Genomic DNA, 21,529 nt, shown 5'->3' with positions numbered 1-21,529 from the left:
AATAGCGCCGACAGATTCAAAAAATTTCGCGCATTATACACAGAATTGCCTTCTGCAGCGCGGGAATTGGCCTTAGCCCGCCTTGAAGGCGTGCAGGCGGTTCATCGCCTTGATCTTGTCTTCTTTCAGCCACAACTCGGTGCAGCGCACCGCTTCGTCTACGGCATCGTCAATCAGCTTTTGTTCGCTAGCTGGCGGCTTGCCTAGCACGAAACCGGTGACTTTATTGCGGTCGCCTGGATGGCCAATACCGACGCGTAAACGGTGAAAATTATTGTTGTTGCCCAGCTTGCTGATGATGTCTTTCAGGCCGTTATGGCCGCCGTGGCCGCCACCTTGCTTAAATTTTGCCACGCCTGGCGGTAAATCCAGCTCATCGTGCGCCACCAAAATCTCTTCTGGCGCAATGCGATAGAAGGTCGCCATCGCCGCCACCGCTTTCCCGCTGAGATTCATAAACGTGGTGGGCACCAGCAGGCGCACATCTTCTCCCGCCAGCGACAGGCGCGTGGTGTAGCCGTAAAATTTTGGCTCGTCTTTTAACGACTGATTGTTGCGGCTCGCCAGTAAATCGACATACCAGGCACCCGCGTTATGGCGCGTTGCGGCGTATTCAGCGCCGGGATTGGCCAGCCCCACAATCAGTTTAATGCTGCTCACGATGTTTATCCTGTCTTGCTGCGGAAAGGGCGATAGTTTACTGCCTGGCGGCACGGATGACAAAGGTCGCAAGTAGCAGATAATGTCTCTGCGTGACTAATCATTTTCTATCGAAATCAAGGTACTGGCGGTAAAGATTTGTCAAAGGTTGTGAAGGATATGTGATCCTGTACGCAACTTAAGCGGCAACTATTGCCTAAGCTTATGGCTAGTTAACCATACGTGCTGTTTTGCTTTTATAAGGATGGAGGTGGATCATGAAACGTCAAAATTGCCGCTTTGTAGGTAACGGTTTGATGTGTTTGGGTTTACTGACGATGGTATTGGGCGTCGGCTATTCCATTATCAATCAGCTTCCTTCACTCAATCTGCCACAATTTCTCGCGCACGGTGCGATGTTCAGCATCTTCGTTGGCGCTTTGCTGTGGCTGGTCGGCGCGCGCGTCAGCGGACGTGAGCGCGTAGAAGATCGCTATTACTGGTTGCGTCATTACGGTGATAAGCGTTGCCGTCGCAATCACTCATCACATTAAGTGAGTACGGTTTGCTGCAGCGGCTGTAACTGCGCGAGATAACATTCGATGCGGTTACGGCCGCTGGCTTTTGCGCGATACAAAGCTTCATCGGCCAGCGCCAGCAACGGCGGGAAAGGTTCGCCGGGCTGCAGCGCGGTGGCAAAGCCGATACTGACGGTATAGCGCACGTCGTTGGGTTGCGACAGCTGTGTCGCTAAACGGATACATTCACACACGCGCTGCGCCTGCTCGGCATCGCCGGGAATAATCGCTGCAAACTCTTCACCGCCCAAGCGGGCAAAATGTCCACTCTCCGGCAACAACGCTTGCACCACCTGACAAAAATCAATTAATACCTGATCGCCTTGCTGATGGCCAAAACGGTCGTTGATACTTTTAAAATGGTCCAGATCGAACAGCACCGCGCTGTAAACAAATTGCTGCGATTGTCGCGCGCTGCGCAGCACCATTTTATCTGCCTGCTCGAACAGTGCGCGACGATTCCACACGCTGGTGAGCGGATCAAGCATTGATGCCAGTTTGTGGGCGATTTGCGTGCGCTCATTCACCATCGCCAGAATGGTGAAGCTCAGGCCAATGACAAACAGAATCGATTCGAGAATCACATAAACCGAGAAGCTGGAGCCGCCAATCGCACCACGCACCGGCGTTGCCACCGCATCATCCAGAAAGATGCGCGCCACGTGAAACAGCAGATGAATCCACAGCAGGATTTGCGCTGGCCAGAAGGTGACGGTTAACGAGGCATGCACGCGCCACAGCAAGCGGATCAGCGCGCCGGTATAAATGATACACAGCAGGCAAACCACCAACACGCGCTTCGGCTGGCTGTGATAAAACTCGGGGAACAGGCACAGAATTGCCCATAACAAACCGCCGCCTAACCAGCTGAGTCCAATGGTTTTACCGCAGAAGATGCGGAAGGCATTGAGCAGATTGCCGTAAGCCAGCAGCAGCATGATGTTGCCGACCGCTACCGGTAAAAACTGGAATCCCGCGCTGCGTAAGCTGCTAAGGAACACCGCGGTCAACGTTAAAACCAACGCCAGCGTGGTGCAGCCCAATACGCGATCGTACTGCGCACCAATCCAGGCAAAAACCAAAATGATACTCAAAAACCCCAGCACATAGAGCTCGCAAACAAACAGTGTGTAGATGTCGAGAGTCATAGTGGTCGGAGCTCTTGGCAAAAGTGGGGGAGAAAATACCATTAATTATTGGACTGCTAAAGGGCGGCAATGCGAGTTGCTGGAAAAGAGTGGATGGCAGCGAGAATAGCGGGATTTAACGAAATTTATCGCGCAAATATCGGCGGCGAAAGTGGCTTAATCGGTGAGTAAGGTTTAAGGCAGTCAACAAAGAAAAACCGGGCACGAAGCCCGGTTTCACGCGATGAATTAATGCTCAAACATCGCGGAGATTGATTCTTCGTTGCTGATACGACGAATCGCTTCGGCCAACATGCCAGACAGCGTCAAAGTACGCACGTTTGGCAGAGATTTCATCTCTTCAGACAGCGGAATGGTATCGCAGACAATCACCTGGTCAATCACAGACTTACGCAGGTTTTCCACCGCGTTGCCAGAGAAGATTGGGTGAGTGGCGTAGGCGAAGACACGTTTCGCGCCGCGCTCTTTCAACGCTTCAGCCGCTTTGCACAGCGTACCGCCGGTGTCGATCATATCGTCGACTAGTACACAGTCACGACCCGCAACGTCACCAATAATGTGCATCACCTGAGAAACGTTCGCGCGCGGGCGGCGTTTGTCGATGATAGCCATATCGGTATCGTTAAGCAGTTTAGCGATGGCGCGGGCACGCACTACGCCACCGATGTCTGGGGAAACCACAATTGGATTTTCCAGGCCAATTTGCAGCATATCTTCTAGCAGGATTGGGCTGCCGAAGACGTTATCCACCGGGACATCAAAGAAGCCCTGAATCTGTTCAGCATGCAGGTCAACGGTGAGAACACGGTCAACGCCCACGCTGGAGAGGAAATCGGCAACCACTTTGGCGGTGATCGGTACACGAGCAGAACGCACACGGCGATCCTGACGCGCATAGCCAAAGTAAGGAATAACAGCAGTAATACGACCAGCAGAAGCCCGACGCAAAGCGTCGACCATCACAACCAGCTCCATCAGATTATCGTTGGTGGGGGCACAGGTGGACTGGATGATGAAAATATCACCACCGCGTACATTTTCGTTGATCTGTACACTTACTTCACCATCACTGAAACGGCCAACAGCGGCGTCTCCGAGGCTAGTGTAAAGGCGGTTGGCAATACGTTGTGCTAGTTCCGGGGTGGCGTTACCAGCAAATAGCTTCATATCAGGCACGAGAAGAACCTCAGGCTTGGCGTCCAGAGAATGAACGGCTCTAGAGTAACCGGCGAATACCAAAGAGCATGTTCATACGGGTGTGTTAATGCGCAACATGCAGTGTCTGGAACGTGTGACACTGTCACGTAGACGCTTTTAGCCCAGAAAGTGTGCGCTGCAACGGCGAGAGGTTAAGCCCGCGCGCCACAAATCCGCAAATCCATTTCGGGGCAAGCTCCAGCACCTGACGTGCGTCGGATTCGGTGTCAAATTCAGCAAACACACAAGCTCCGGTCCCAGTCAGGCGCGACGGCGCGTATTCTAGCAGCCAGGAAAGCAGCTCATCAACCTTACGAAAACGTTTTCTTGCCACAGACTCACAATCATTGTGAAAAGGACGCTGTGACAGTTCATCTAATGTGCGGATTGGTGAATCGCGCGTCAGATCGGGATCGCGGAACAGATCCGGCGTTGCGATACTCACGCCCGGATGCGCCACCAGATACCATTTTTCTGCCGGTTCAGCCGGCTGCAACAGTTCGCCCACGCCTTCAGCAAAGGCTGCGTGACCACCAATAAACACTGGCACATCCGCGCCCAGCTTGATGCCAATCGCTGCCAGCTCAGCAACGCTTAAGCCGGTTTGCCACAGATGATTCAGCGCCACTAACACCGTTGCCGCATCCGAAGAACCGCCGCCAAGCCCGCCGCCCATCGGCAAAACTTTCTCCAGCGCGATGGTCGCACCGGCTTGCGCAGGCAAAGTGCCACGCGCGGTGGCGAAGGTTTTTAATGCCTGCGCGGCACGCACAATCAGGTTCTCTTCATCCGGCACGCCATCCAGCGGTGTCAGCAAGGTAATCTTGCCGCTGCTGTCTGGCGTGATTTCCAGCGTGTCACCGTAATCGAGAAATTGAAACAGCGTTTGCAGGTTGTGGTAGCCGTCAGGACGACGGCCAGTGATGTACAGAAAAAGATTCAGTTTTGCTGGCGCGGGCCACGTGGTGATCATTGGGTGGTCCAGCTATCCATGCGTAATTTGATGCGCTGGCCGCCTTCAGACAGCTCCAGATTCGCCGGCAGCGGTGGATTCACTTTGCTGTCGTAATCAGAAATGTTCACTTTCCACTGCTGGCCGTTACGGCTGTAGTTCAGGCTTTGCAGCTGGTAATTGTTGTTCAGCTGATAATCGCTAGCATCGCCCGGCAAGCCCATCATCCACTGACGCAGATTAGCGAGCGGGATATCCATGCCGGTAAGCTGTGAAATCATCTTCTCTGCATCGTTGCTGACGTAGCGCTTGCCTTTGTTATCAACGATCTGCACCACGGAACCTTGCGCATCCAGCTGCAATTCGGTGCTGCCGAGCGGATTGGTTAACAGCAGACGATAGCGATCGGCAGCGGTTTGCTGCCAGTTAAAGCGCGCATAGACTTTTTGCTTATCCGACAGGTACGCGAACGCGCCGCGCGTCTGATACTGGCTGATTTTCGCCACGGCTTGTTGATGCTGCTGCCATTGCGGTGACGTGGTGCTTGGGCCCGGACCTTGTGGTTTGTTAATGGTACATGCAGCCAGTAACACGCTGGCAAGGGGTAAAAGGCGCAGTAACTTGCGCGGGGGCAAATGCATCACGTGGTCATCTCCTCAGACACGTTTTTACTTCGTAACCGGTAACGCTAACCATCCGCATGTGAGCCGTCAATGCTGTTATGGCAATAATTGCGCACGATCAGTTTAATCTTATTACAGTCATAGGCTTTGTATGGCTTTTCTTGACCTGTGGCATCTTGTAGAATGCGCTGCACAAAACCCTGACAACTCTTGGGATATCCCAACCCGAATCACATGACGCTGCTTGCACTCGGAATCAACCACAAAACTGCACCTGTTGCGCTACGCGAACGCGTTGCGTTTACACCAGACACGCTGGAACTGGCGCTGAATAGCCTGCTGTCCCAGCCGATGGTGCAGAGCGGCGTGGTCCTCTCGACCTGCAACCGTACGGAACTCTACCTCAGTGTAGAGCAGCAAGCCGACCTGCAGGAGAAGCTGGTGCGTTGGCTGTGTGACTATCACGATCTGCGTGAAGAGGATGTGCGCAACAGCCTCTACTGGCATCAGGATAACGCGGCAGTCAGCCATCTGATGCGTGTAGCTAGCGGGTTGGATTCACTGGTGTTGGGTGAACCACAGATTTTAGGTCAGGTAAAAAAAGCCTTCGTTGATTCGTCACGCGATCACGCGCTGAGCAGTGAACTGGAGCGCATGTTCCAGAAAACCTTCTCGGTAGCCAAGCGTGTACGCACCGAAACCGAGATTGGCGCCAGCGCCGTATCGGTCGCCTTCGCTGCCTGTTCCCTGGCGCGTCAAATCTTTGAATCGCTCAGCACCGTTAACGTGCTGCTGGTCGGCGCCGGTGAAACCATCGAGTTAGTGGCGCGTCATCTGCGCGAACACTCCGTCAAGAAGCTGATGATCGCCAACCGCACACGCGAGCGTGCGCAGCTGCTGGCTGATGAAGTTGGGGCAGAAGTGATTGGCCTCGGCGATATCGAAACGCGTCTGGCCGATGCCGACATCATTATTTCGTCTACCGCCAGCCCGCTGCCGATTATCGGTAAAGGCATGGTGGAGCGCGCGCTGAAAGCGCGTCGCAATCAGCCGATGCTGCTGGTGGATATCGCCGTACCGCGCGATGTCGAGCCGGAAGTGGGCAAGCTGGCGAACGCCTATCTCTACAGCGTTGATGATCTGCAAGCGATCATCGAGCAGAACATGGCGCAGCGTAAAGCCGCCGCCGTGCAGGCTGAAAGCATTGTGGTGCAGGAGAGCGGCGAATTTATGGCCTGGCTGCGCGCGCAAAGCGCGGTTGAGACCATTCGTGAATACCGTTCGCAGGCCGATCAGGTACGCGCCGAGTTACAGGAACGCGCGCTGGCCGCGCTGCAGCAGGGCGCTGACGCCGAAAAAGTATTGCAAGAGTTGGCGCATAAGCTGACCAACCGTTTAATTCATGCACCAACCAAATCACTGCAGCAGGCCGCGCGCGACGGCGACAGCGAACGCCTGCAGATCTTACGTGACAGCCTCGGTTTAGAGTAATCTGGTCAGTCACGACCTATCACTGGGATACCCGCTATTACATGAAGAGCTCTATTGTTGCCAAGCTGGAAGCGCTCCAGGAACGCCACGAGGAAGTGGAAGCGTTGCTGGGCGATGCCGGCGTGATTGCCGATCAGGATCGTTTCCGTGCGTTATCACGCGAATATGCCCAGCTTAGCGACGTCACCCGTTGTTTCCGCGAATGGCAGCAGGTGCAGGAAGATGTTGAAACTGCCGAAATGATGCTGCAAGACCCGGAAATGCGCGAGATGGCGCAGGAAGAATTGAAGCTGTCACGCGAGAAGCGTGAAGAGCTGGAACAACAGCTGCAAGTGCTGCTGCTGCCGAAAGATCCCGACGATGAACGTCCGTGCTTTGTCGAAGTGCGCGCCGGTACCGGCGGTGATGAAGCGGCGATTTTTGCCGGCGATCTGTTCCGTATGTACAGCCGTTATGCTGAAGCACGTCGCTGGCAGGTGGAGATCATCAGCGCCAACGAAGGTGAGCACGGCGGCTATAAAGAAGTGATCGCGCGCATCATCGGCGACGGCGCGTATGGCCGCTTTAAATTTGAATCCGGCGGTCATCGTGTCCAGCGCGTGCCGGAAACCGAATCGCAGGGGCGTATTCACACTTCAGCTTGTACCGTTGCGGTGATGCCGGAGCTGCCAGAAGCGGAAATGCCGGAAATCAACGCCGGCGATTTGAAAATCGACACCTTCCGTTCCTCCGGTGCCGGTGGTCAGCACGTTAACACCACCGATTCCGCCATTCGTATCACCCACTTGCCAACCGGCATTGTGGTGGAGTGTCAGGACGAACGTTCTCAGCACAAAAACAAAGCCAAAGCGTTGGCGGTGTTGGGCGCGCGTATTCACGCGGCGGAAACGGCGAAGCGTAATGCCGCAGAAGCCTCAACGCGTCGTAACCTGCTCGGCAGCGGCGACCGTTCGGATCGTAACCGCACCTATAACTTCCCGCAGGGCCGCGTGACCGATCACCGCATCAACCTGACGGTTTATCGTCTCGACGAGGTGATGGAAGGCAAGCTGGATTCCCTGATTGAGCCGATTGTGCAGGAGTATCAAGCCGATCAGCTGGCCGCGCTGGCTGGACAGGACTAATGATCATCCGTCGCTGGCTACAGCAGGCTGTGGTAGCGCTCTGTGGCGGCGACAGCCCGAAGCGCGATGCGGAAATATTGCTGGGTTTCGTGACGGGCAAACCGCGCAGTTGGCTGATCGCCTTTGACGATGCCGAATTGGACGCGCAGCAGCAGGAACAGCTGAATGCGCTGCTGGCGCGCCGCGTTAACGGTGAGCCGATTGCGCATCTGGTTGGCGAGCGTGAATTCTGGTCGCTGCCGTTGCGCGTCAGCGATGCCACGCTGATCCCGCGCCCGGACACCGAAGTGCTGGTGGAACAAGCGCTGGCGCATCTGCCGGCCACTGCAATTTCACTGCTGGATTTGGGCACCGGCACCGGCGCGATTGCGCTGGCGCTGGCCAGCGAACGGCCAGGCTGTCAGGTTATCGGCTGCGATCGCATTGCAGCCGCAGTGGAACTGGCGCAGGACAACGCGCAACGTCTGCACATCGAAAACGCCCGCTTCATCCTCAGCAACTGGTTCAGCGATCTTCCCGCCCAACGTTTTGATCTGATTGTCAGCAATCCGCCCTATATTGATGCCGCCGATGAACATCTGCAGCAGGGCGACGTGCGCTTTGAACCGCTCAGCGCGCTAGTGGCGGACGATCAGGGTTTGGCCGATTTACGTTTCATCATTCACAGCGCACCGAACTGGCTGCACGCGGGTGGGTGGCTGCTGCTGGAACATGGCTGGCAGCAAGGCGCAGCCGTACGCGCCATCATGACGCAGCACGGTTATCAGGCGGTAAGCACCGTTGACGATTACGGCGGTAATCCGCGCGTAACACTAGGACAATTTTTTAACAAGGAATAACGATGGCGAGCTGGTATCCCCTCATTAAACATTTTCACTTGCTGACCGTCGCGCTGACGATTTGTCTGTTTTTGCTGCGCTTCTACTGGCAAACCACCGGCTCAGCAATGCTGCAGCGCCGCTGGGTGCGCGTTGCGCCGCACATCAATGACACCTTTTTGCTGTTAAGCGGTGCGCTGCTGGTGATGATTACGCACTTTTATCCGTTCACACCGCAAGGAAGCTGGCTGACGGAGAAGCTGTTAGCGGTTATTATCTACATCGCCTTAGGTTCCGTGGCATTGAGCCGTCGCCCACGTAAAATGGGGACACGTTGGATCGCCTTCCTGATTGCAATCGTAGCTTTGCTGTTTGTGATTAAGCTGGCGATGACCAAAATGCCGTTATTGGGGATTGTATGACCTCGCCAGAGCAACTCGATTACAGTGAAACACCGTTGAGTGAAGCGGTGATTGGCGCCACATGCGCCATACGCAATGATTTTTCTGCGCCTTCTGTGCAACAACAGTTGGCGGCAATGGTCGATGAAGCCCGTGAGTTCATCAGCAGCGAGCAGGACGCCGATTTGCAGCTGGGTAAGCTGCTGGAGCTGTTCTATCGTCAATGGGGATTTGGTGGCGCCAGCGGCGTCTACAATCTCTCTGACGCGCTGTGGATCGACAAAGTATTGAAGAGCCGTCAGGGCACCGCAGTGTCGCTGGGTGTGATTCTGCTGCACATCGCCGATGAGCTGGAATTACCGCTGATGCCGGTGATTTTCCCGACGCAGCTGATTCTGCGCGCCGACTGGTTAGATGGCGAAATGTGGCTGATCAACCCGTTCAACGGCGAAACGCTGGATACGCATACGCTGGAAGTGTGGCTCAAAGGCAACATCAGCCCAACCGCCAAGCTGTATAACGACGATCTCGACGAAGCCAAGACCATCAACGTGATGCGCAAGATGCTCGACACCTTGAAATCCGCGCTGATGGAAGAGAAGCAGATGGAGCTGGCGCTGAACGTCAGCAAAGTGCTGCTGCAGATCGATCCTGATGATCCTTATGAGATTCGCGACCGTGGTTTGATTTACGCGCAATTAGAGTGTGAACACATCGCGCTGACTGATTTGACCTATTTCGTTGAACAGTGTCCTGAAGATCCGGTCAGCGAAATGATTAAAGTGCAGATTCACGCAATTGAACAGAAACAGGTCACGCTGCACTAAGCGTGACCCGATAAAAGGAAAGGAAAGGGCATGACACAGAAAGTAGTGAAAATCGGCGATATCAAGGTCGCAAACGATCTGCCATTCGTTCTCTTCGGCGGCATGAACGTGCTGGAATCGCGCGATCTCGCCATGCGCATCTGCGAACACTACGTTAAGGTCACCGACAAACTCGGCATCCCTTACGTATTCAAAGCCTCTTTTGATAAAGCGAACCGCTCTTCGATCAAATCCTATCGTGGTCCAGGCCTGGAAGAGGGCATGAAGATTTTCCAGGAGCTAAAGCAGACTTTCGGTGTGAAAATCATCACCGACGTGCACGAAGCATCGCAGGCGCAACCTGTGGCTGACGTGGTTGATGTGATTCAGTTGCCGGCCTTCCTCGCGCGTCAGACCGATCTGGTGGAAGCGATGGCGAAAACTGGCGCAGTCATCAACGTGAAGAAGCCACAGTTTGTGAGCCCAGGCCAAATGGGCAACATCTATGACAAGTTCGTTGAAGGCGGTAACGATCAGGTTATTCTGTGCGATCGCGGCAGCAACTTCGGCTATGACAACTTGGTTGTTGATATGCTTGGCTTTAACGTGATGAAGAACGTCACGCAAAATAGCCCAGTGATCTTCGACGTTACCCACGCGCTGCAAACGCGCGATCCGTTCGGCGCTGCCTCTGGCGGTCGTCGTGCGCAGGTGGCTGAGCTGGCGCGTGCCGGTATGGCGGTTGGCATTGCTGGCTTGTTCATCGAAGCACACCCAGAGCCAAACAGCGCGAAATGCGACGGTCCATCGGCGCTGCCGCTGGATAAGCTGGAGCCATTCCTGGTGCAGATGAAAGCGATTGACGATCTGGTGAAGAGCTTCCCAGAGCTGGATACCAGCAACTGATTGTTTTCAGATGTGAAAAAGGCGCCGATGGCGCCTTTTTTATTGGCTGGTCGCCATAAATGGCGACCCTACAATATGCACGATTTCCGTAGGGTCGCCATTTATGGCGACCTGTCACTCACAGCATAATCGTCAACAAATACCCGGCAAATAGCGCCAGATGCGCGGCACCGTTCAACACGTTGGTGCGGCCCGTTGAGAACGAAATGTGGCACAGAATCAACACGGCGCTCATCATCACCATCTGCGGCGGCTCAAGGCCGAACACCAATTGCTGGTCGGTCAGGGTAGCGATAATAGTAACCGCAGGCACGGTCAGTGAAATAGTCGCCAGCACCGAACCGAAGAACAGATTCATTGCGCGCTGCACCTGATTCATCAGCACCGCTTTAATCGCACCTAAACCTTCTGGAGACAGGATCAACAGCGCCACCAGGAAGCCGGTGAACTGTGCTGGGGCATTCAGCTCTGTCAGCAGGCTCTCCAGCGGATTAGCGTTCATCTTGGTTACGGCGATAACCGCAATCAGATGCACGATCAGCCATACGGTGTGCCACAGTGAACTGTGCGCAGAAGGCTTGCCGTCATGCGGATCGTCACCATCATCTTCATGCTCATAAACGAACAGGCTTTGGTGCGTTTTGGTTTGAATCAGCAGGAATACGCCGTACATCGCTGCGGAAATCGCCGCGATAATCAGCGCCTGGGTGGTAGTGAAGTTGCCACCGGGTAACGCATTGGGAAACACCAGCACCAGAATCGCCAGCGGGAAAATGGCGATCATGTACTGTTTCACGCCCGCCAGATTAACGTACTGCGTGGCAAACTTGCGCCCGCCCAGCAGCAGGGCACAGCCGACCAAACCGGCAGTCACAATCATGATGATCGAGTAAAGCGTGTCGCGCATCAGCGCGGGCGCGGCATCGCCGGTGGCCATCAGCGCCGAGATCAGGCTCACTTCGAGAATGACGACGGAAAGACTTAAAATCAGCGAGCCATAAGGTTCGCCTAAACGGTGTGCCAGAACGTCGGCGTGACGCACCACGCTGAATGCGCTAAATAGAATGGCAACTAATGCCAACAGGTTGATGCCGATAACCGGCAGAAGCGCTGTCTGGTTACCGAAGAAGCTCAGCACCGCCAGCGCAGCAACGGGGAAAATCAGTGAGTACTCGGTATGGCGGGTTTTCTCATGTCCAGGCATTTACCATCCTCTCCGGAAAAAGTACAAAGCAGGCAATCATTGCCTGATAAATATAATGAGTTTTCTGACGCAACGCAGTGTAACTTTTCAACAACTGTGCTGCTGTGACTTTACGCGATTTTACCAAAAGCGTTTATTATGTATAACACGGCAAAAGAGCATGTTATCGCTGGATTAACACCTGTATTCATTATGTTGCATCAGTCATCCACTAAATTAAAGATGAGATTGGTCTGTTTAATTGACTTGTTTGATACGGCTTATGGGGGTTTAACTCTCTTAAATCCAATATTCCCGTAAAAGTCGGACTTTATGCGGATTTTTTGCTTCGCTTCGCACTTTTCCTTCCAATATTGAAGTTCCTCGCCAGGCAGCCGATGCTATTTACACAGAATTTCCCTTTTGTGATCGGGGTCAATCTTGAATGTTTTGTTAAAAATGAATTAATGTCTTCTCTTAAGGCGAAGTGTTCAGCGTCGCCTGTAGACATCAGTTTTAAGGAACCACACCGGCAAGATGTCAGCGCAGTAGAGGAGACCACAGTGTTAACGCGGGAATTTTTATTAAAAGCAGATTGTAAAACATCGTTTGGCGATATTGATGAAGCGCTGTTCTGGAGCTGTGAAAAGCGTGCGGCATCGCTGTCAGCGACGCTTGCCTGTCGTCCTGACCAAAGCCCGGTGTGGATTTTTGGCTACGGCTCGCTGATGTGGAACCCGATTTTTGAAGCGGCAGAAGTGGCGCCTGGCCGATTAGAGGGCTGGCACCGTGCATTTTGTCTGCGTCTGATTGCCGGTCGCGGCACCGTCACCGCGCCTGGCCGCATGCTGGCACTGAAAGAGGGCGGATCCACCAGTGGACTGGCGTTCCGTTTACCGGAATCGCGACTGCATGATGAGCTGGAGCTGCTGTGGAAGCGTGAAATGATCACCGGCTGCTATCTGCCAACCTGGTGTGAGCTGGAGCTGGAGGATGGACGCAACGTCACCGCGCTGGTGTTCATTATGGATCCGCGTCATCCATTGTATGAAACCGACTCATGCCGCAGTACCATCGCGCCGCTGATTGCCCAGGCCAGTGGGCCGCTCGGCACCAACGCACAGTATCTCTATGCGCTGGAGCAGGAGCTGGGCAAACGTGGGATGCAGGAAGCGGCGTTGACGCGCCTGGCGGCAGAAGTCAGAGCGCTGCAGAATCATTCAGCAGCGCGCTAACGCGCATTACTGCGCTGGATTAATCAGCCAGGTTCCCGGCTTATCGATGGTCAACGATTGGCTGTGCACCTGGTTGCCGTTACGCACTTCAATGCGATAGTTCCCCGCTGCCAGATTCAATGAAGCAAACCCGCTGCTCGAGGGCTTCACATCCCGGGCTTCGCCATTCAGCATCACATTCTCACCCGCCTGCAAACGCAGATAAACCGTCGCTACCGTTGGCGCAGTGCTCGCCACATTATTGGCGGGTGCAGCAGGCGCGGCTGGCGTGGTGCTCGCGGCCACCGGCGGCACTTCGCTGTGACGATTCACTTTCCACACCACCACAACAACCGCCAACACCGCAATCGCAGCGGCCACCACTAAACCGGGCGACAGACGACGCACGTTGCGCGGCGTCAAAGGTTCAACGGCAGCAGCGGCATGATTGACCGCCAACACCTGCGGTTCCGGCGTTGCCGCCATCGGCTCCGCTGGTACAACCGGTTCAGCTACCACCGGAATGGTGGTAGAGAGCGCTTCGACATCGCTTACCGGCAGATCGATCAGGCTGGCAAAGGCATCAATGCTTTGCGGACGATCTTCCGGCTTCATCGCTAACGCGCAGTCAATGGCGTGTAGCAGCGGCAGAGAATAGCCTTCCGGCTTGCGCTCCACCAGCGGCTGATAGTTATCCTCAATGCAGCGCACCACACTCACCGGCGGCGCATGGCCGGTAATCAGGTTATGCAGCACCGCGCCCAGCGCATAGATATCGGTCCACGGACCTTGCTCAATTTCGCCTTCTTCGCTGTATTGCTCAATCGGCGCAAAGCCGGGTTTAAGCATGATCTCGGTTTCATCAGAGAGGTTACCGATCTCTTTGCGCGCCGAGCCAAAATCGAGCAGCACCGGCAGCTGATTTTCCTGAATCTGGATGTTATCCAGCGAGATGTCGCGATGCAGATAACCGGCAGCGTGAATGGTATCGATGGCGCCAAACAGCGGCGGCAGCAGACGACGGATCCAGCTCTCATCAATGCTGTCCGGACTGGTGATCTGCCACTCTTTCAGCGTCATGCCGCTGTAATAGAGCGTGCCCATGTACGCGGTGCCGTTCTCTTCCCAGAAGCGCAACACGTGCAGCAAGCCGGGATGATTGAAGCGTGCCAGCAGGCGCGCCTCCTGAATAAAGCTATTGCGACCGGCGGTAAACAGCTTATGGAAACGCTCACCGCGCAGTTCCAGCGACATATCCGCCGCACGCACCGCCAGCGAGACGGGCATGTACTCTTTGATGGCGATGGTGCGTTCCAGCTGATGATCCCAGGCACGATAAACAATGCCGAAGCCGCCGCCGCCAATCACTTCCTTGATTTCAAATTCATTAAACCGGTAGCCCGCAGGAAGGGCGTTAGGTGTATGGTTTTCGTTTGCCGACATAGTGAACTCTCTGAACACGTCCTGTAGCGCCCCGTCATCACGATGACGGCGGGCAACGACCGCTAATTAATTAATGTTACGCCAGGCACCAATCGCCGGATCGGCGAGATCCGCATGCAGGGTGTCAATCAGTAACACAGTCACTTTTTGCTGTGGCATAAATTGCGGCGACCAAACGCCGCGTAACGTCTCAACCCGCTTTTTCAGCACATCGCTGTCCTGATCGGCGGTTTTGTCCATCTTCACCAAAAGTGTGCCGCTGAAGCGCCACACATGCTGTTGTGCATCAAACGGCAGCACTAACCAGCTATCATCGGCATCCGGACGCGTAACGATCATGCGCTGGTTATTCACCGAGACCACTTCCAGCGGCGGACCGCTTAGTTTCAAATCTGCAATCGGGTAGCCCTGATAGAAATTCAGCGCCACATTGCGCGTTTTACCGTTGCTCATCAGCGTCATTTCGCTCGGGCCTTCCAGCCAGCCTTCGGTGGAGCAGTGCTGATTCGGGTTATCCGGGATAAACAGCGATTCGCCTTTGTCATCCCACCAGGTGCGGAAATGACAGCCGCCCGGCAAGGCAAAATGCTGCAGCGGTGTGCTATCCGCCGGACGCGAGAGATCGAGCGGCGCGGCATTATTGGCGGTTGCGCTGGCGGTGGCATCGTTGATGACGATGGGACGCCAGTTCTGTAATTTGGCAGCGCTACCGTTTGCCAGCACGCTGCCCTCTTTATTGGTCATCTGCCACGGTAGTTCATCCAGCAAGCCGCACTGATTAGCCAGCAGCGTACCGACGCGCGGCAGGAAGCTGGTCAGGACGCTGGAGTCGGTGCTTTTGCCCGAAACAATGCGCAGCGGCAGCGTCTCTTTGCACCAATCGTTGGGCGCTTTGCTCGCCACGTCATCAATGTAGACTTCCAATGACAGGCTCGGTGAATAGACCACACGATAATCTTCTGCCTGCGCATTTCCGGCCAGCAACAGGGTTGCGAAGCCCGTCAACCACACTTTCATAAGAATCCTTGGATCAATAACGTGACGGCAGAAAACGTGCCGCATCAGCCTGGGAATAAAGCAGCGTCGCTTCCTGCGGTTCGCCAATCCAGACGGCAAGAGCGCTGAGATTGTCGCTTTTAACACTGCGGTTAACGGCTTGTTCCATCAAAGTCAGCCACTCTTCGCAGGCATTCACCATGCGCAGGGCCAGTTCCATTTCGTGGGTGGTGAGATTGAGCCAGAATCCATCGCTGCAAACTAAAAACGCGTCGCCGTCGGCCAGCGTAATCACCTCGCTAAAGGTGGCCGGACGGGCAGGCTCAACACCGAGCGCATTATAGAGTAAATTACTGTTAATGCCGGTATTTTCATAGCCCGCCTCGCGTAACTGCTGGGCCAAACTGTGATCACGCGTCACCTGATTCAGCACCCCGTGACGGAAGTGATAAACCCGGCTGTCGCCAGCGTGCGCCCACCATGCGAGCTGTTTTTCACGGTCGATAAACAGCGCGGCGAGCGTGGTGCTCATCCGGGAAAAATTCGGATTGTTTCCCTGTGCCTCAATCAGCACCTGCTGGCAGTGTTCGATGGCAGCGCGCGTGCTTTCCTGCGTGAAGGTCGCGCTATGCTGCAACTGCGTCAGCAGCGTGTCGCGCACCAGCTGCGCAGCGATATCTCCGCCGGGCAAACCGGCGACGCCGTCGCACACCAGAAAACAGGCTTTTTGGTCGTCTAGCTCGGCGCCAGTGCGATCCTGATTTTCGTCACGCATGCCTTGCTGGCAGCGGCTGGCAAACATCATCTTCATGCGTCTTCGGTCCGCGTCTGAGAATCCATGTATTGATTCACTTCCATATCATAGGCATGCAGGAAGGCTTCGCCGAACAGCGTGTGGAAGTCATCTTCAATTTCACCGGCGGTACGCTGATAGTGGCGAGAGAAGTAATCCCACAGCGCCGCTTTTCGTCCGGTGCTAAACGCCATTTTGGGCAGCACGCCATCTTTGCGCGCTTCTTCTTCTAAGCGCTGCGGGTTAAACGATTGCAACATGGCGGCGATAATCGCGCGGATGCCGGCAATCATCCCAAGCTGATGCGCCTGCAAATCCACCAGCGCATCACGCACCGCCGGTTCCGGCGGCATAAAGCCCGGCATCTGGCTCTGATACATCTGCATCAACACGGTTTTACCGGACGGCAGAATTTTGAATGGGTTATTTGCCTCATTGAGGATCATCGTCATGTCGGCTTTCACGCCGCGCTTGAGAATCGAGCGCGAGGAGAGTAGGGCGACGGTGCCTTGCGAAAACAGGCTCAGCATGCGACCAGTGACACGCATCTGCTCTTCGGTGATGGTGGTTTGGTGGCCGTTGTTCAGCCCCATGCCTTCCAGCAACGCGGCAATCAGTTTGTCCTGAGAGACGCCAGGCAAGGTGGCTGGCAGCGTCGGCGCATCGCTTTGCGGATCGATGGCGAGACGCGGATCGTTGCGACGTTCCTGACGCGCTACCGGCTCGGGAATCACGTCGGGCTCCTGCATCATGCCGAGCGGGTCATCACTGCTGTCGGCAAAGAATGCCAGCGGATCGTCCTGGCGGGTTTTGAGATTGTTGGGATCGCGCACTTCGAGCCCGTACTCACCAATTTGCAGCGTGTCACCATCCTGCAACGCCACTTGCGAGCCGCGTTGCAACGCGACGCCGTTCAATACCACCGACGTGACGCTGCCCTGATTGGTCAGGCGGCATTCGCCCTCCGGCGATAGGTGCACCAGCGCCTGCAAGCGCGATATGGCGCGCGATTCGTCAGGCAGCACCAGATCGTTATCCTGACTGCGGCCGATGGTGCCGCCGGGCGGTTTGAAGGCTACCGTCTTGGCGGGCACATCCGTATTGCACTGCACAATGGTAAATTGCATGAGTCATCCCGTTAACAAGGCAAACGCGACGGCCTATTCAAACATCGGTGGATAGAGGCCGTTGCGGCCCGGCTGTGCACCAGACGCCGGGTTAAACAATAATGAAAAAAGTTGCGCAGTCAGCGGGCCACTGTGTTTATGCGTGGCATGGCTAAAACCGTCACTGCGATTACTCCACCAGTAGCTCATGTGCTGCTGCGGATCGAACCTGTCAGCCACTTCACGCCAGCTCAGCGTGCAGGGCAAATCATCAAAACCAATTACATCCATGATGTCGCTGCGCTGCGTATCCGGCACCAGCAGCGGCGACAGGCGCTGCATTTGCTGTTCCAGCGCATCGGGATTGAGCCGATCGCGCACCGCGTGCAGCAGCAGCGCGCCCAATTCCTGAAACCAGTCGCCGGACATTGCCAGCTGCGCGCTATGCCAGCGGCTCAGCGGGAAGCTGCGCAGCGCCAGCAGCGGCCAGCTGCGGCCCACGCGATCGCACGAGGGCAGCAGGCAGCCCATCTGCACCTGCTGACGCAGCGGCGAAAGCGGCAACACAAAATTCCACACCGGCGCACGTAAAAACTGTGCCGGACTGGCATCCGGTTGCTGATGCCAGTGCGTCAATCCCTGTTGAAACCAGTGGCTCCACGGCGTCACGGTATTTTCGCTCAGACGCTGGCGCAAAAAATCGCCGGTGGCCGGTAACTTGCCGTACCAGCCCGGCGCAGTGTGTGTCGGCATGATTACCTCACCATTACTCACTGTGTCTGGTCAATCGCTGCGAAACGACGTGTGGCGCAATCGCCAGCGTGTTGCTGCTGTCACCGGCATTTTTCAGATTCTCCGCAAGCTTGCGCATCATCAACGCGTTGTCACGCGCATAGGGCGAAGACTGAATTTGTTGATCCAGCAGCTGGCTCAGATGCCAGTCGAGCTGCTGCAAATCACGCGCGCTAACATCATCGGGTAGCGTACGCTGCAGGTTTTGCATCAGCCAGCCACGCAGGAACTCGCCGTCATAATTGCGCGGCTGATACAGCATTTGATAAGCGCGCAGCGCATTGCGACTGTATTCGTTATCGGTGCCCGGATCGTCACGCAGCAAATTAGTGATCTGCTGTGCCACGCGCGGCAAAAGTAAAGACTTAAGCGCATTTTGATAAAGCGCCCACGCCGCATCGCTTACCTGATTGCCGCGATATAGCCCAACGCGCATGGTAAGCGGTGGATTGTCGAGGGAAAAACGCTCGGAGAGCGGCAGTTTCACCAGGTTATTTAAGAAGGGTAGCAGATCAAAAATATTATCGGCGGGCTGATGGATCACCTGCTGACTTTGCGTGGTGATCGGGCCAATGCGCTCTGCAACCTGGTCGAGATAACGCTGATTCTGAATATAGCTGGTGAGCCACAAACAAGAGAGCAGCAGCAGCGCGCCGGTCAGCACGCCATAACCGATCCAGTGGAACAGGCGGTTGCGGTATTCCCAATGGCGATTGCTACCCGCCAGGCCACTTTCGCGGAACACCAGATCGCTCAGCAAATCGCGGATAAAGAAACTCTGCCCTTTGTTGCCGGGAATGGGGCTGCTGCGATTAACGCTATCCCAGGCAGCGAGGCTGCTTTCGCCGGTATGCGGTAGCTGCAGTTTACGATTGAGCTCGCCCATGATGCGGTCAAACGGCAAACCTTCCTGCGTGCCGCTGGTGAAGAACAGACCGCGCGCCGACCAGGCGATCGGTTCCTGATGGCTGGAGAACACCACATCGAGATACTCATTCAGCAGCGGACGCAGCGAGCTGAACTCTTGCGGGAACAGGAAGCTGTCGGCGCGCTGGGTGAGATCGCGTTCACCCGCCATCACCTCGGCCAACTGCTGCTGTAAACGCTGCTCTAAGTGTTGATATTGCTGGCTGAAGCTACGATGCCAGTCATCTTTGTGCGGTTTGCCCGGTTCCCACGGGAAGGTAAAGCCCCAAATTGCATCACGCTGCGGCTTGCTTTGGCTGCCGTAGAAACTCATAAACCCTTTGAGCAGGTCGGTTTTGGTCACCATCACGTAAACCGGGAAGTGAATGCCGGTGTGCTGATGCAGCTCCGCCATGCGCTCACGCAGCGCGCTGGCCTGCGCATGACGCGCTTCGGCAGAATCGGTCAGCAGATCGGAGACGCTGATGGTCATGATCACGCCGTTAATCGGCTGGCGGGTACGATAACGCTTCAGCAGATTGATAAAACTCTGCCACTCCGCGCCGTCGCGCGCGCGCTGGCTCTCCTGCAGGGCGTAACGCCCGGCGGTATCGATCAGTACCGCGCTGTCGGTAAACCACCAGTCGCAATGGCGCGTGCCGCCCACGCCGCGAATCGCCGCTTTGCCAAGGCTATCGGTGAGCGGGAATTCCAGACCGGCATTGAGTAACGCGGTGGTTTTACCAGCGCCCGGCGCGCCAATCATCACGTACCACGGCAGTTGATAAAGGTAATGACTTTGAAAACGTGCCAGCCAGCTCTGCTGATGGCGACGACCAAACTGGGTGCGCTTTAAACGCAGCGCTGCTTCACTGAAGCGCTGCGCCAGCAGGGTTTCGGTGGCCTGACGATCGGATAGCTCTTCCTGACTCATCTGCTGCAGACGGTTGAGCAGCTTGCTGTTAAACCAGCCACGCCACAGTGCAGGGATAAACTGGAACAGCAGCCAAAGCAGATAGAGCAGACCTACCGCTAACTGGCGCGGCAATACCGGCTCAAGCGGGCGCGTATCGCCCCAGCTCCATAGCGGTCCGAGCATCCACAGCACGCAGCTCAGTGCCGTGACGCCAATCAGGCTCCACAGCAGGCGATGGGTTAACAGATGTTGCAGTGATGCGCGCATCATTGGCCTCCCTGATGATTGCCGAGGGTTTCCGGTGTCACAAACAGGGTGATTTCCACCCGACGATTGCGGGCGCGGTTTTCATTGCTGTCGTTCGGCAGCAGCGGATTGCTGTCGCCGCGACCTTCCGCTTTCACGCTGTGACCTTCGGCGAGCTGCGGATTTAGCAGTTGGGTGATGGCGCGTGCGCGGGCAAAAGAGAATTCGTAGCTGGAGGCGAAACGGCCATCGACCGGGCTGTTGTCGGTATACACCGACACCAAAACCGTGCCTTTCACGGTTTTCATTGCGCTGGCTACATGCGCCAGCAGCGCACGACCCACCTGATTCACCACTGTGCCCTCGCTGGAGAACAGTTTGTCCGCCGGGATAATCACTTTGCTGCCGAACGCGCCGTCGCTCACTTCCAGCTGTCCGGCCGCAATCACATCATTCAGACGTTGATGCAGATCGAGCAGCGCTTGAGGGGAAGTAGGGCGACGTCCTGGCGTGATTTGTGGCAGCGGGGTTTGATAGATGGTGCGCAACAATGGTTCGGCGGCGTTGCCGAGTCGCCAGTTCAGCCCGCTGTAAATCAGGCTCGCCACCAGCGTGGCTAAGGTAACGCAGGCCCAGAGCGGCACCATTGGACGCGTTAGGGTGCTGACCAGCGGATGCACTTCCACCAGCGGCACCGCCGGATTAGCGCTTGATGGGCGATGCTCTGCAATCAATTGCGCCAGGCGTTTGCGGATCGCTTCACACTGCGCGCGACCGCTGTCACTGCCGCGATAGCGACCTTCATAGCCGAGCAACAGGCAATAGTGGATCAGTTCCAGCAGCCACAGATGCTGCTGCGGGCTCTGTGAAACGCGCGATAACAGCTGGAACACTTTCTCGCCGCCCCAGCTTTCATTATGAAAAGTGACCAGCATGCCGTTACCGGACCACACGCCGCGCGTGCCCCACGGCGTTTGCGCCGCGGCTTCGTCCAGCACGCTGCACAGGCAGTAGCGCGCGCCGATGATCATCTCAAAAGGTAAGCCCGCTTGTTTACAGCGTTGTTCGAATTGGCGGATCTCTTCGATCAGTAACTGGCGCAATCCGGCAGGATCGTCATGCGTAGCGGCCTGCCGTATACGTACCACGGCATTCAGGATAGGTGCTGCGGCATTAAGCAAAAGGTTATCATTGCCCGCGACAATGCCATCGCGAGCAAGGGAATCCTGAGTCATTAAATCTTGGTTATCC

Annotated in this window: 21 protein-coding genes; 8 read left to right on the top strand and 13 right to left on the bottom strand. The window is 55.8% G+C overall.

What is annotated here, in order from left to right; genetic code table 11:
• Nucleotides 1-72 precede the first annotated feature (72 nt).
• Nucleotides 73-660, bottom strand: coding sequence for an aminoacyl-tRNA hydrolase (pth, locus tag FHW71_RS01735; protein ID WP_179450527.1), 588 nt, complete (start codon nucleotides 658-660; stop codon nucleotides 73-75).
• Nucleotides 661-917: 257 nt separating this feature from the next.
• Between pth and ychH the strand changes: the two genes are divergently transcribed.
• Complete coding sequence (ychH, locus tag FHW71_RS01730) at nucleotides 918-1,193, top strand: stress-induced protein YchH (RefSeq protein WP_061723496.1); 276 nt, start codon at nucleotides 918-920, stop codon at nucleotides 1,191-1,193.
• Here the strand turns inward: ychH and FHW71_RS01725 are convergent.
• From FHW71_RS01725 to lolB, 4 genes are all read right to left on the bottom strand, one after another.
• Complete coding sequence (locus FHW71_RS01725) at nucleotides 1,190-2,365, bottom strand: GGDEF domain-containing protein (protein ID WP_179450529.1); 1,176 nt, start codon at nucleotides 2,363-2,365, stop codon at nucleotides 1,190-1,192. The genes ychH and FHW71_RS01725 overlap by 4 nt on opposite strands.
• A gap of 228 nt (nucleotides 2,366-2,593) precedes the next feature.
• Entirely contained in the window at nucleotides 2,594-3,541 is a 948-nt protein-coding gene (prs, locus tag FHW71_RS01720) for a ribose-phosphate diphosphokinase (protein ID WP_006118899.1), read from the bottom strand.
• Nucleotides 3,542-3,665: 124 nt separating this feature from the next.
• On the bottom strand, nucleotides 3,666-4,535 hold the full coding sequence (ispE, locus tag FHW71_RS01715; protein ID WP_179450531.1) for a 4-(cytidine 5'-diphospho)-2-C-methyl-D-erythritol kinase: 870 nt from the start codon (nucleotides 4,533-4,535) through the stop codon (nucleotides 3,666-3,668).
• A complete protein-coding gene (gene lolB / locus FHW71_RS01710; protein ID WP_101764109.1) occupies nucleotides 4,532-5,155 on the bottom strand; it encodes a lipoprotein insertase outer membrane protein LolB in 624 nt (207 codons plus the stop codon). Before lolB ends, ispE begins: the two co-directional genes overlap by 4 nt.
• 216 nt (nucleotides 5,156-5,371) lie before the next feature.
• Here lolB and hemA point away from each other — a divergent pair, with 216 nt between their 5' ends.
• The 6 genes from hemA to kdsA are packed head-to-tail and all read left to right on the top strand — an operon-like array spanning nucleotide 5,372 to nucleotide 10,683.
• Nucleotides 5,372-6,628: a glutamyl-tRNA reductase gene (gene hemA / locus FHW71_RS01705; RefSeq protein ID WP_061718543.1), complete on the top strand. Its 1,257-nt coding sequence runs from the start codon at nucleotides 5,372-5,374 to the stop codon at nucleotides 6,626-6,628.
• Between the two features lie 41 nt (nucleotides 6,629-6,669).
• Nucleotides 6,670-7,752 (top strand): peptide chain release factor 1, encoded by a 1,083-nt coding sequence (gene prfA / locus FHW71_RS01700; RefSeq protein ID WP_179450533.1) that lies wholly within the window; start codon nucleotides 6,670-6,672, stop codon nucleotides 7,750-7,752.
• Nucleotides 7,752-8,591 carry a peptide chain release factor N(5)-glutamine methyltransferase gene (gene prmC, locus FHW71_RS01695; protein ID WP_179450535.1) on the top strand — a complete coding sequence of 280 codons (840 nt, stop codon included), beginning with the start codon at nucleotides 7,752-7,754 and terminating at the stop codon, nucleotides 8,589-8,591. Before prfA ends, prmC begins: the two co-directional genes overlap by 1 nt.
• 2 nt (nucleotides 8,592-8,593) lie before the next feature.
• Nucleotides 8,594-8,992, top strand: coding sequence for a SirB2 family protein (locus FHW71_RS01690; RefSeq protein WP_179450537.1), 399 nt, complete (start codon nucleotides 8,594-8,596; stop codon nucleotides 8,990-8,992).
• Nucleotides 8,989-9,798, top strand: a complete 810-nt coding sequence (sirB1, locus tag FHW71_RS01685) for an invasion regulator SirB1 (RefSeq protein ID WP_008107665.1) — start codon at nucleotides 8,989-8,991, stop codon at nucleotides 9,796-9,798. Before FHW71_RS01690 ends, sirB1 begins: the two co-directional genes overlap by 4 nt.
• A gap of 30 nt (nucleotides 9,799-9,828) precedes the next feature.
• The gene (kdsA, locus tag FHW71_RS01680; RefSeq protein WP_179450539.1) at nucleotides 9,829-10,683 is read left to right on the top strand and encodes a 3-deoxy-8-phosphooctulonate synthase; all 855 of its coding nucleotides are present in this window, start codon (nucleotides 9,829-9,831) and stop codon (nucleotides 10,681-10,683) included.
• Between the two features lie 118 nt (nucleotides 10,684-10,801).
• Here the strand turns inward: kdsA and chaA are convergent, their stop codons facing one another.
• Complete coding sequence (gene chaA, locus FHW71_RS01675) at nucleotides 10,802-11,887, bottom strand: sodium-potassium/proton antiporter ChaA (protein WP_179450541.1); 1,086 nt, start codon at nucleotides 11,885-11,887, stop codon at nucleotides 10,802-10,804.
• Between the two features lie 542 nt (nucleotides 11,888-12,429).
• Between chaA and FHW71_RS01670 the strand changes: the two genes are divergently transcribed.
• A complete protein-coding gene (locus tag FHW71_RS01670; RefSeq protein ID WP_008107689.1) occupies nucleotides 12,430-13,101 on the top strand; it encodes a gamma-glutamylcyclotransferase in 672 nt (223 codons plus the stop codon).
• Nucleotides 13,102-13,107: 6 nt separating this feature from the next.
• Here FHW71_RS01670 and FHW71_RS01665 read toward each other — a convergent pair whose 3' ends face one another.
• From FHW71_RS01665 to icmH, 7 genes are all read right to left on the bottom strand, one after another.
• Entirely contained in the window at nucleotides 13,108-14,523 is a 1,416-nt protein-coding gene (locus tag FHW71_RS01665; RefSeq protein WP_179450543.1) for a serine/threonine-protein kinase, read from the bottom strand.
• Nucleotides 14,524-14,589: 66 nt separating this feature from the next.
• Nucleotides 14,590-15,540, bottom strand: a complete 951-nt coding sequence (locus FHW71_RS01660; RefSeq protein WP_008107691.1) for a hypothetical protein — start codon at nucleotides 15,538-15,540, stop codon at nucleotides 14,590-14,592.
• 13 nt (nucleotides 15,541-15,553) lie between these two features.
• Nucleotides 15,554-16,330 carry a PP2C family serine/threonine-protein phosphatase gene (locus FHW71_RS01655; protein ID WP_179450545.1) on the bottom strand — a complete coding sequence of 259 codons (777 nt, stop codon included), beginning with the start codon at nucleotides 16,328-16,330 and terminating at the stop codon, nucleotides 15,554-15,556.
• Entirely contained in the window at nucleotides 16,327-17,439 is a 1,113-nt protein-coding gene (gene tagH / locus FHW71_RS01650; RefSeq protein WP_179450547.1) for a type VI secretion system-associated FHA domain protein TagH, read from the bottom strand. The genes FHW71_RS01655 and tagH overlap by 4 nt, the downstream gene beginning before the upstream one ends.
• Nucleotides 17,440-17,472: 33 nt before the next feature.
• On the bottom strand, nucleotides 17,473-18,171 hold the full coding sequence (gene tagF, locus FHW71_RS01645; protein ID WP_008107694.1) for a type VI secretion system-associated protein TagF: 699 nt from the start codon (nucleotides 18,169-18,171) through the stop codon (nucleotides 17,473-17,475).
• A 13-nt stretch (nucleotides 18,172-18,184) separates the two neighbouring features.
• Nucleotides 18,185-20,299 (bottom strand): type VI secretion system membrane subunit TssM, encoded by a 2,115-nt coding sequence (gene tssM, locus FHW71_RS01640; RefSeq protein ID WP_154193899.1) that lies wholly within the window; start codon nucleotides 20,297-20,299, stop codon nucleotides 18,185-18,187.
• Nucleotides 20,299-21,513, bottom strand: a complete 1,215-nt coding sequence (icmH, locus tag FHW71_RS01635; RefSeq protein ID WP_179450550.1) for a type IVB secretion system protein IcmH/DotU — start codon at nucleotides 21,511-21,513, stop codon at nucleotides 20,299-20,301. Before icmH ends, tssM begins: the two co-directional genes overlap by 1 nt.
• Between the last annotated feature and the right edge of the window lie 16 nt (nucleotides 21,514-21,529).

The sequence above is a fragment of the Enterobacter sp. Sphag1F genome (assembly GCF_014193275.1).
Taxonomy (GTDB): domain Bacteria; phylum Pseudomonadota; class Gammaproteobacteria; order Enterobacterales; family Enterobacteriaceae; genus Pantoea; species Pantoea symbiotica.
This window is presented reverse-complemented; position numbering and strand designations above follow the sequence as displayed.

What these genes read in the sequence shown, in the direction of transcription:
- FHW71_RS01665 (WP_179450543.1), bottom strand. Translation starts at nt 14,523, where the DNA reads ATGTCGGCAAACGAAAACCATACACCTAACGCCCTTCCTGCGGGCTAC.
- ychH (WP_061723496.1), top strand. Translation starts at nt 918, where the DNA reads ATGAAACGTCAAAATTGCCGCTTTGTAGGTAACGGTTTGATGTGTTTG.
- icmH (WP_179450550.1), bottom strand. Translation starts at nt 21,513, where the DNA reads ATGACTCAGGATTCCCTTGCTCGCGATGGCATTGTCGCGGGCAATGAT.
- chaA (WP_179450541.1), bottom strand. Translation starts at nt 11,887, where the DNA reads ATGCCTGGACATGAGAAAACCCGCCATACCGAGTACTCACTGATTTTC.
- FHW71_RS01655 (WP_179450545.1), bottom strand. Translation starts at nt 16,330, where the DNA reads ATGAAGATGATGTTTGCCAGCCGCTGCCAGCAAGGCATGCGTGACGAA.
- prmC (WP_179450535.1), top strand. Translation starts at nt 7,752, where the DNA reads ATGATCATCCGTCGCTGGCTACAGCAGGCTGTGGTAGCGCTCTGTGGC.
- sirB1 (WP_008107665.1), top strand. Translation starts at nt 8,989, where the DNA reads ATGACCTCGCCAGAGCAACTCGATTACAGTGAAACACCGTTGAGTGAA.
- FHW71_RS01725 (WP_179450529.1), bottom strand. Translation starts at nt 2,365, where the DNA reads ATGACTCTCGACATCTACACACTGTTTGTTTGCGAGCTCTATGTGCTG.
- tssM (WP_154193899.1), bottom strand. Translation starts at nt 20,299, where the DNA reads ATGCGCGCATCACTGCAACATCTGTTAACCCATCGCCTGCTGTGGAGC.
- prfA (WP_179450533.1), top strand. Translation starts at nt 6,670, where the DNA reads ATGAAGAGCTCTATTGTTGCCAAGCTGGAAGCGCTCCAGGAACGCCAC.
- lolB (WP_101764109.1), bottom strand. Translation starts at nt 5,155, where the DNA reads ATGCATTTGCCCCCGCGCAAGTTACTGCGCCTTTTACCCCTTGCCAGC.
- kdsA (WP_179450539.1), top strand. Translation starts at nt 9,829, where the DNA reads ATGACACAGAAAGTAGTGAAAATCGGCGATATCAAGGTCGCAAACGAT.
- ispE (WP_179450531.1), bottom strand. Translation starts at nt 4,535, where the DNA reads ATGATCACCACGTGGCCCGCGCCAGCAAAACTGAATCTTTTTCTGTAC.
- tagH (WP_179450547.1), bottom strand. Translation starts at nt 17,439, where the DNA reads ATGCAATTTACCATTGTGCAGTGCAATACGGATGTGCCCGCCAAGACG.
- tagF (WP_008107694.1), bottom strand. Translation starts at nt 18,171, where the DNA reads ATGCCGACACACACTGCGCCGGGCTGGTACGGCAAGTTACCGGCCACC.
- hemA (WP_061718543.1), top strand. Translation starts at nt 5,372, where the DNA reads ATGACGCTGCTTGCACTCGGAATCAACCACAAAACTGCACCTGTTGCG.
- FHW71_RS01690 (WP_179450537.1), top strand. Translation starts at nt 8,594, where the DNA reads ATGGCGAGCTGGTATCCCCTCATTAAACATTTTCACTTGCTGACCGTC.
- FHW71_RS01660 (WP_008107691.1), bottom strand. Translation starts at nt 15,540, where the DNA reads ATGAAAGTGTGGTTGACGGGCTTCGCAACCCTGTTGCTGGCCGGAAAT.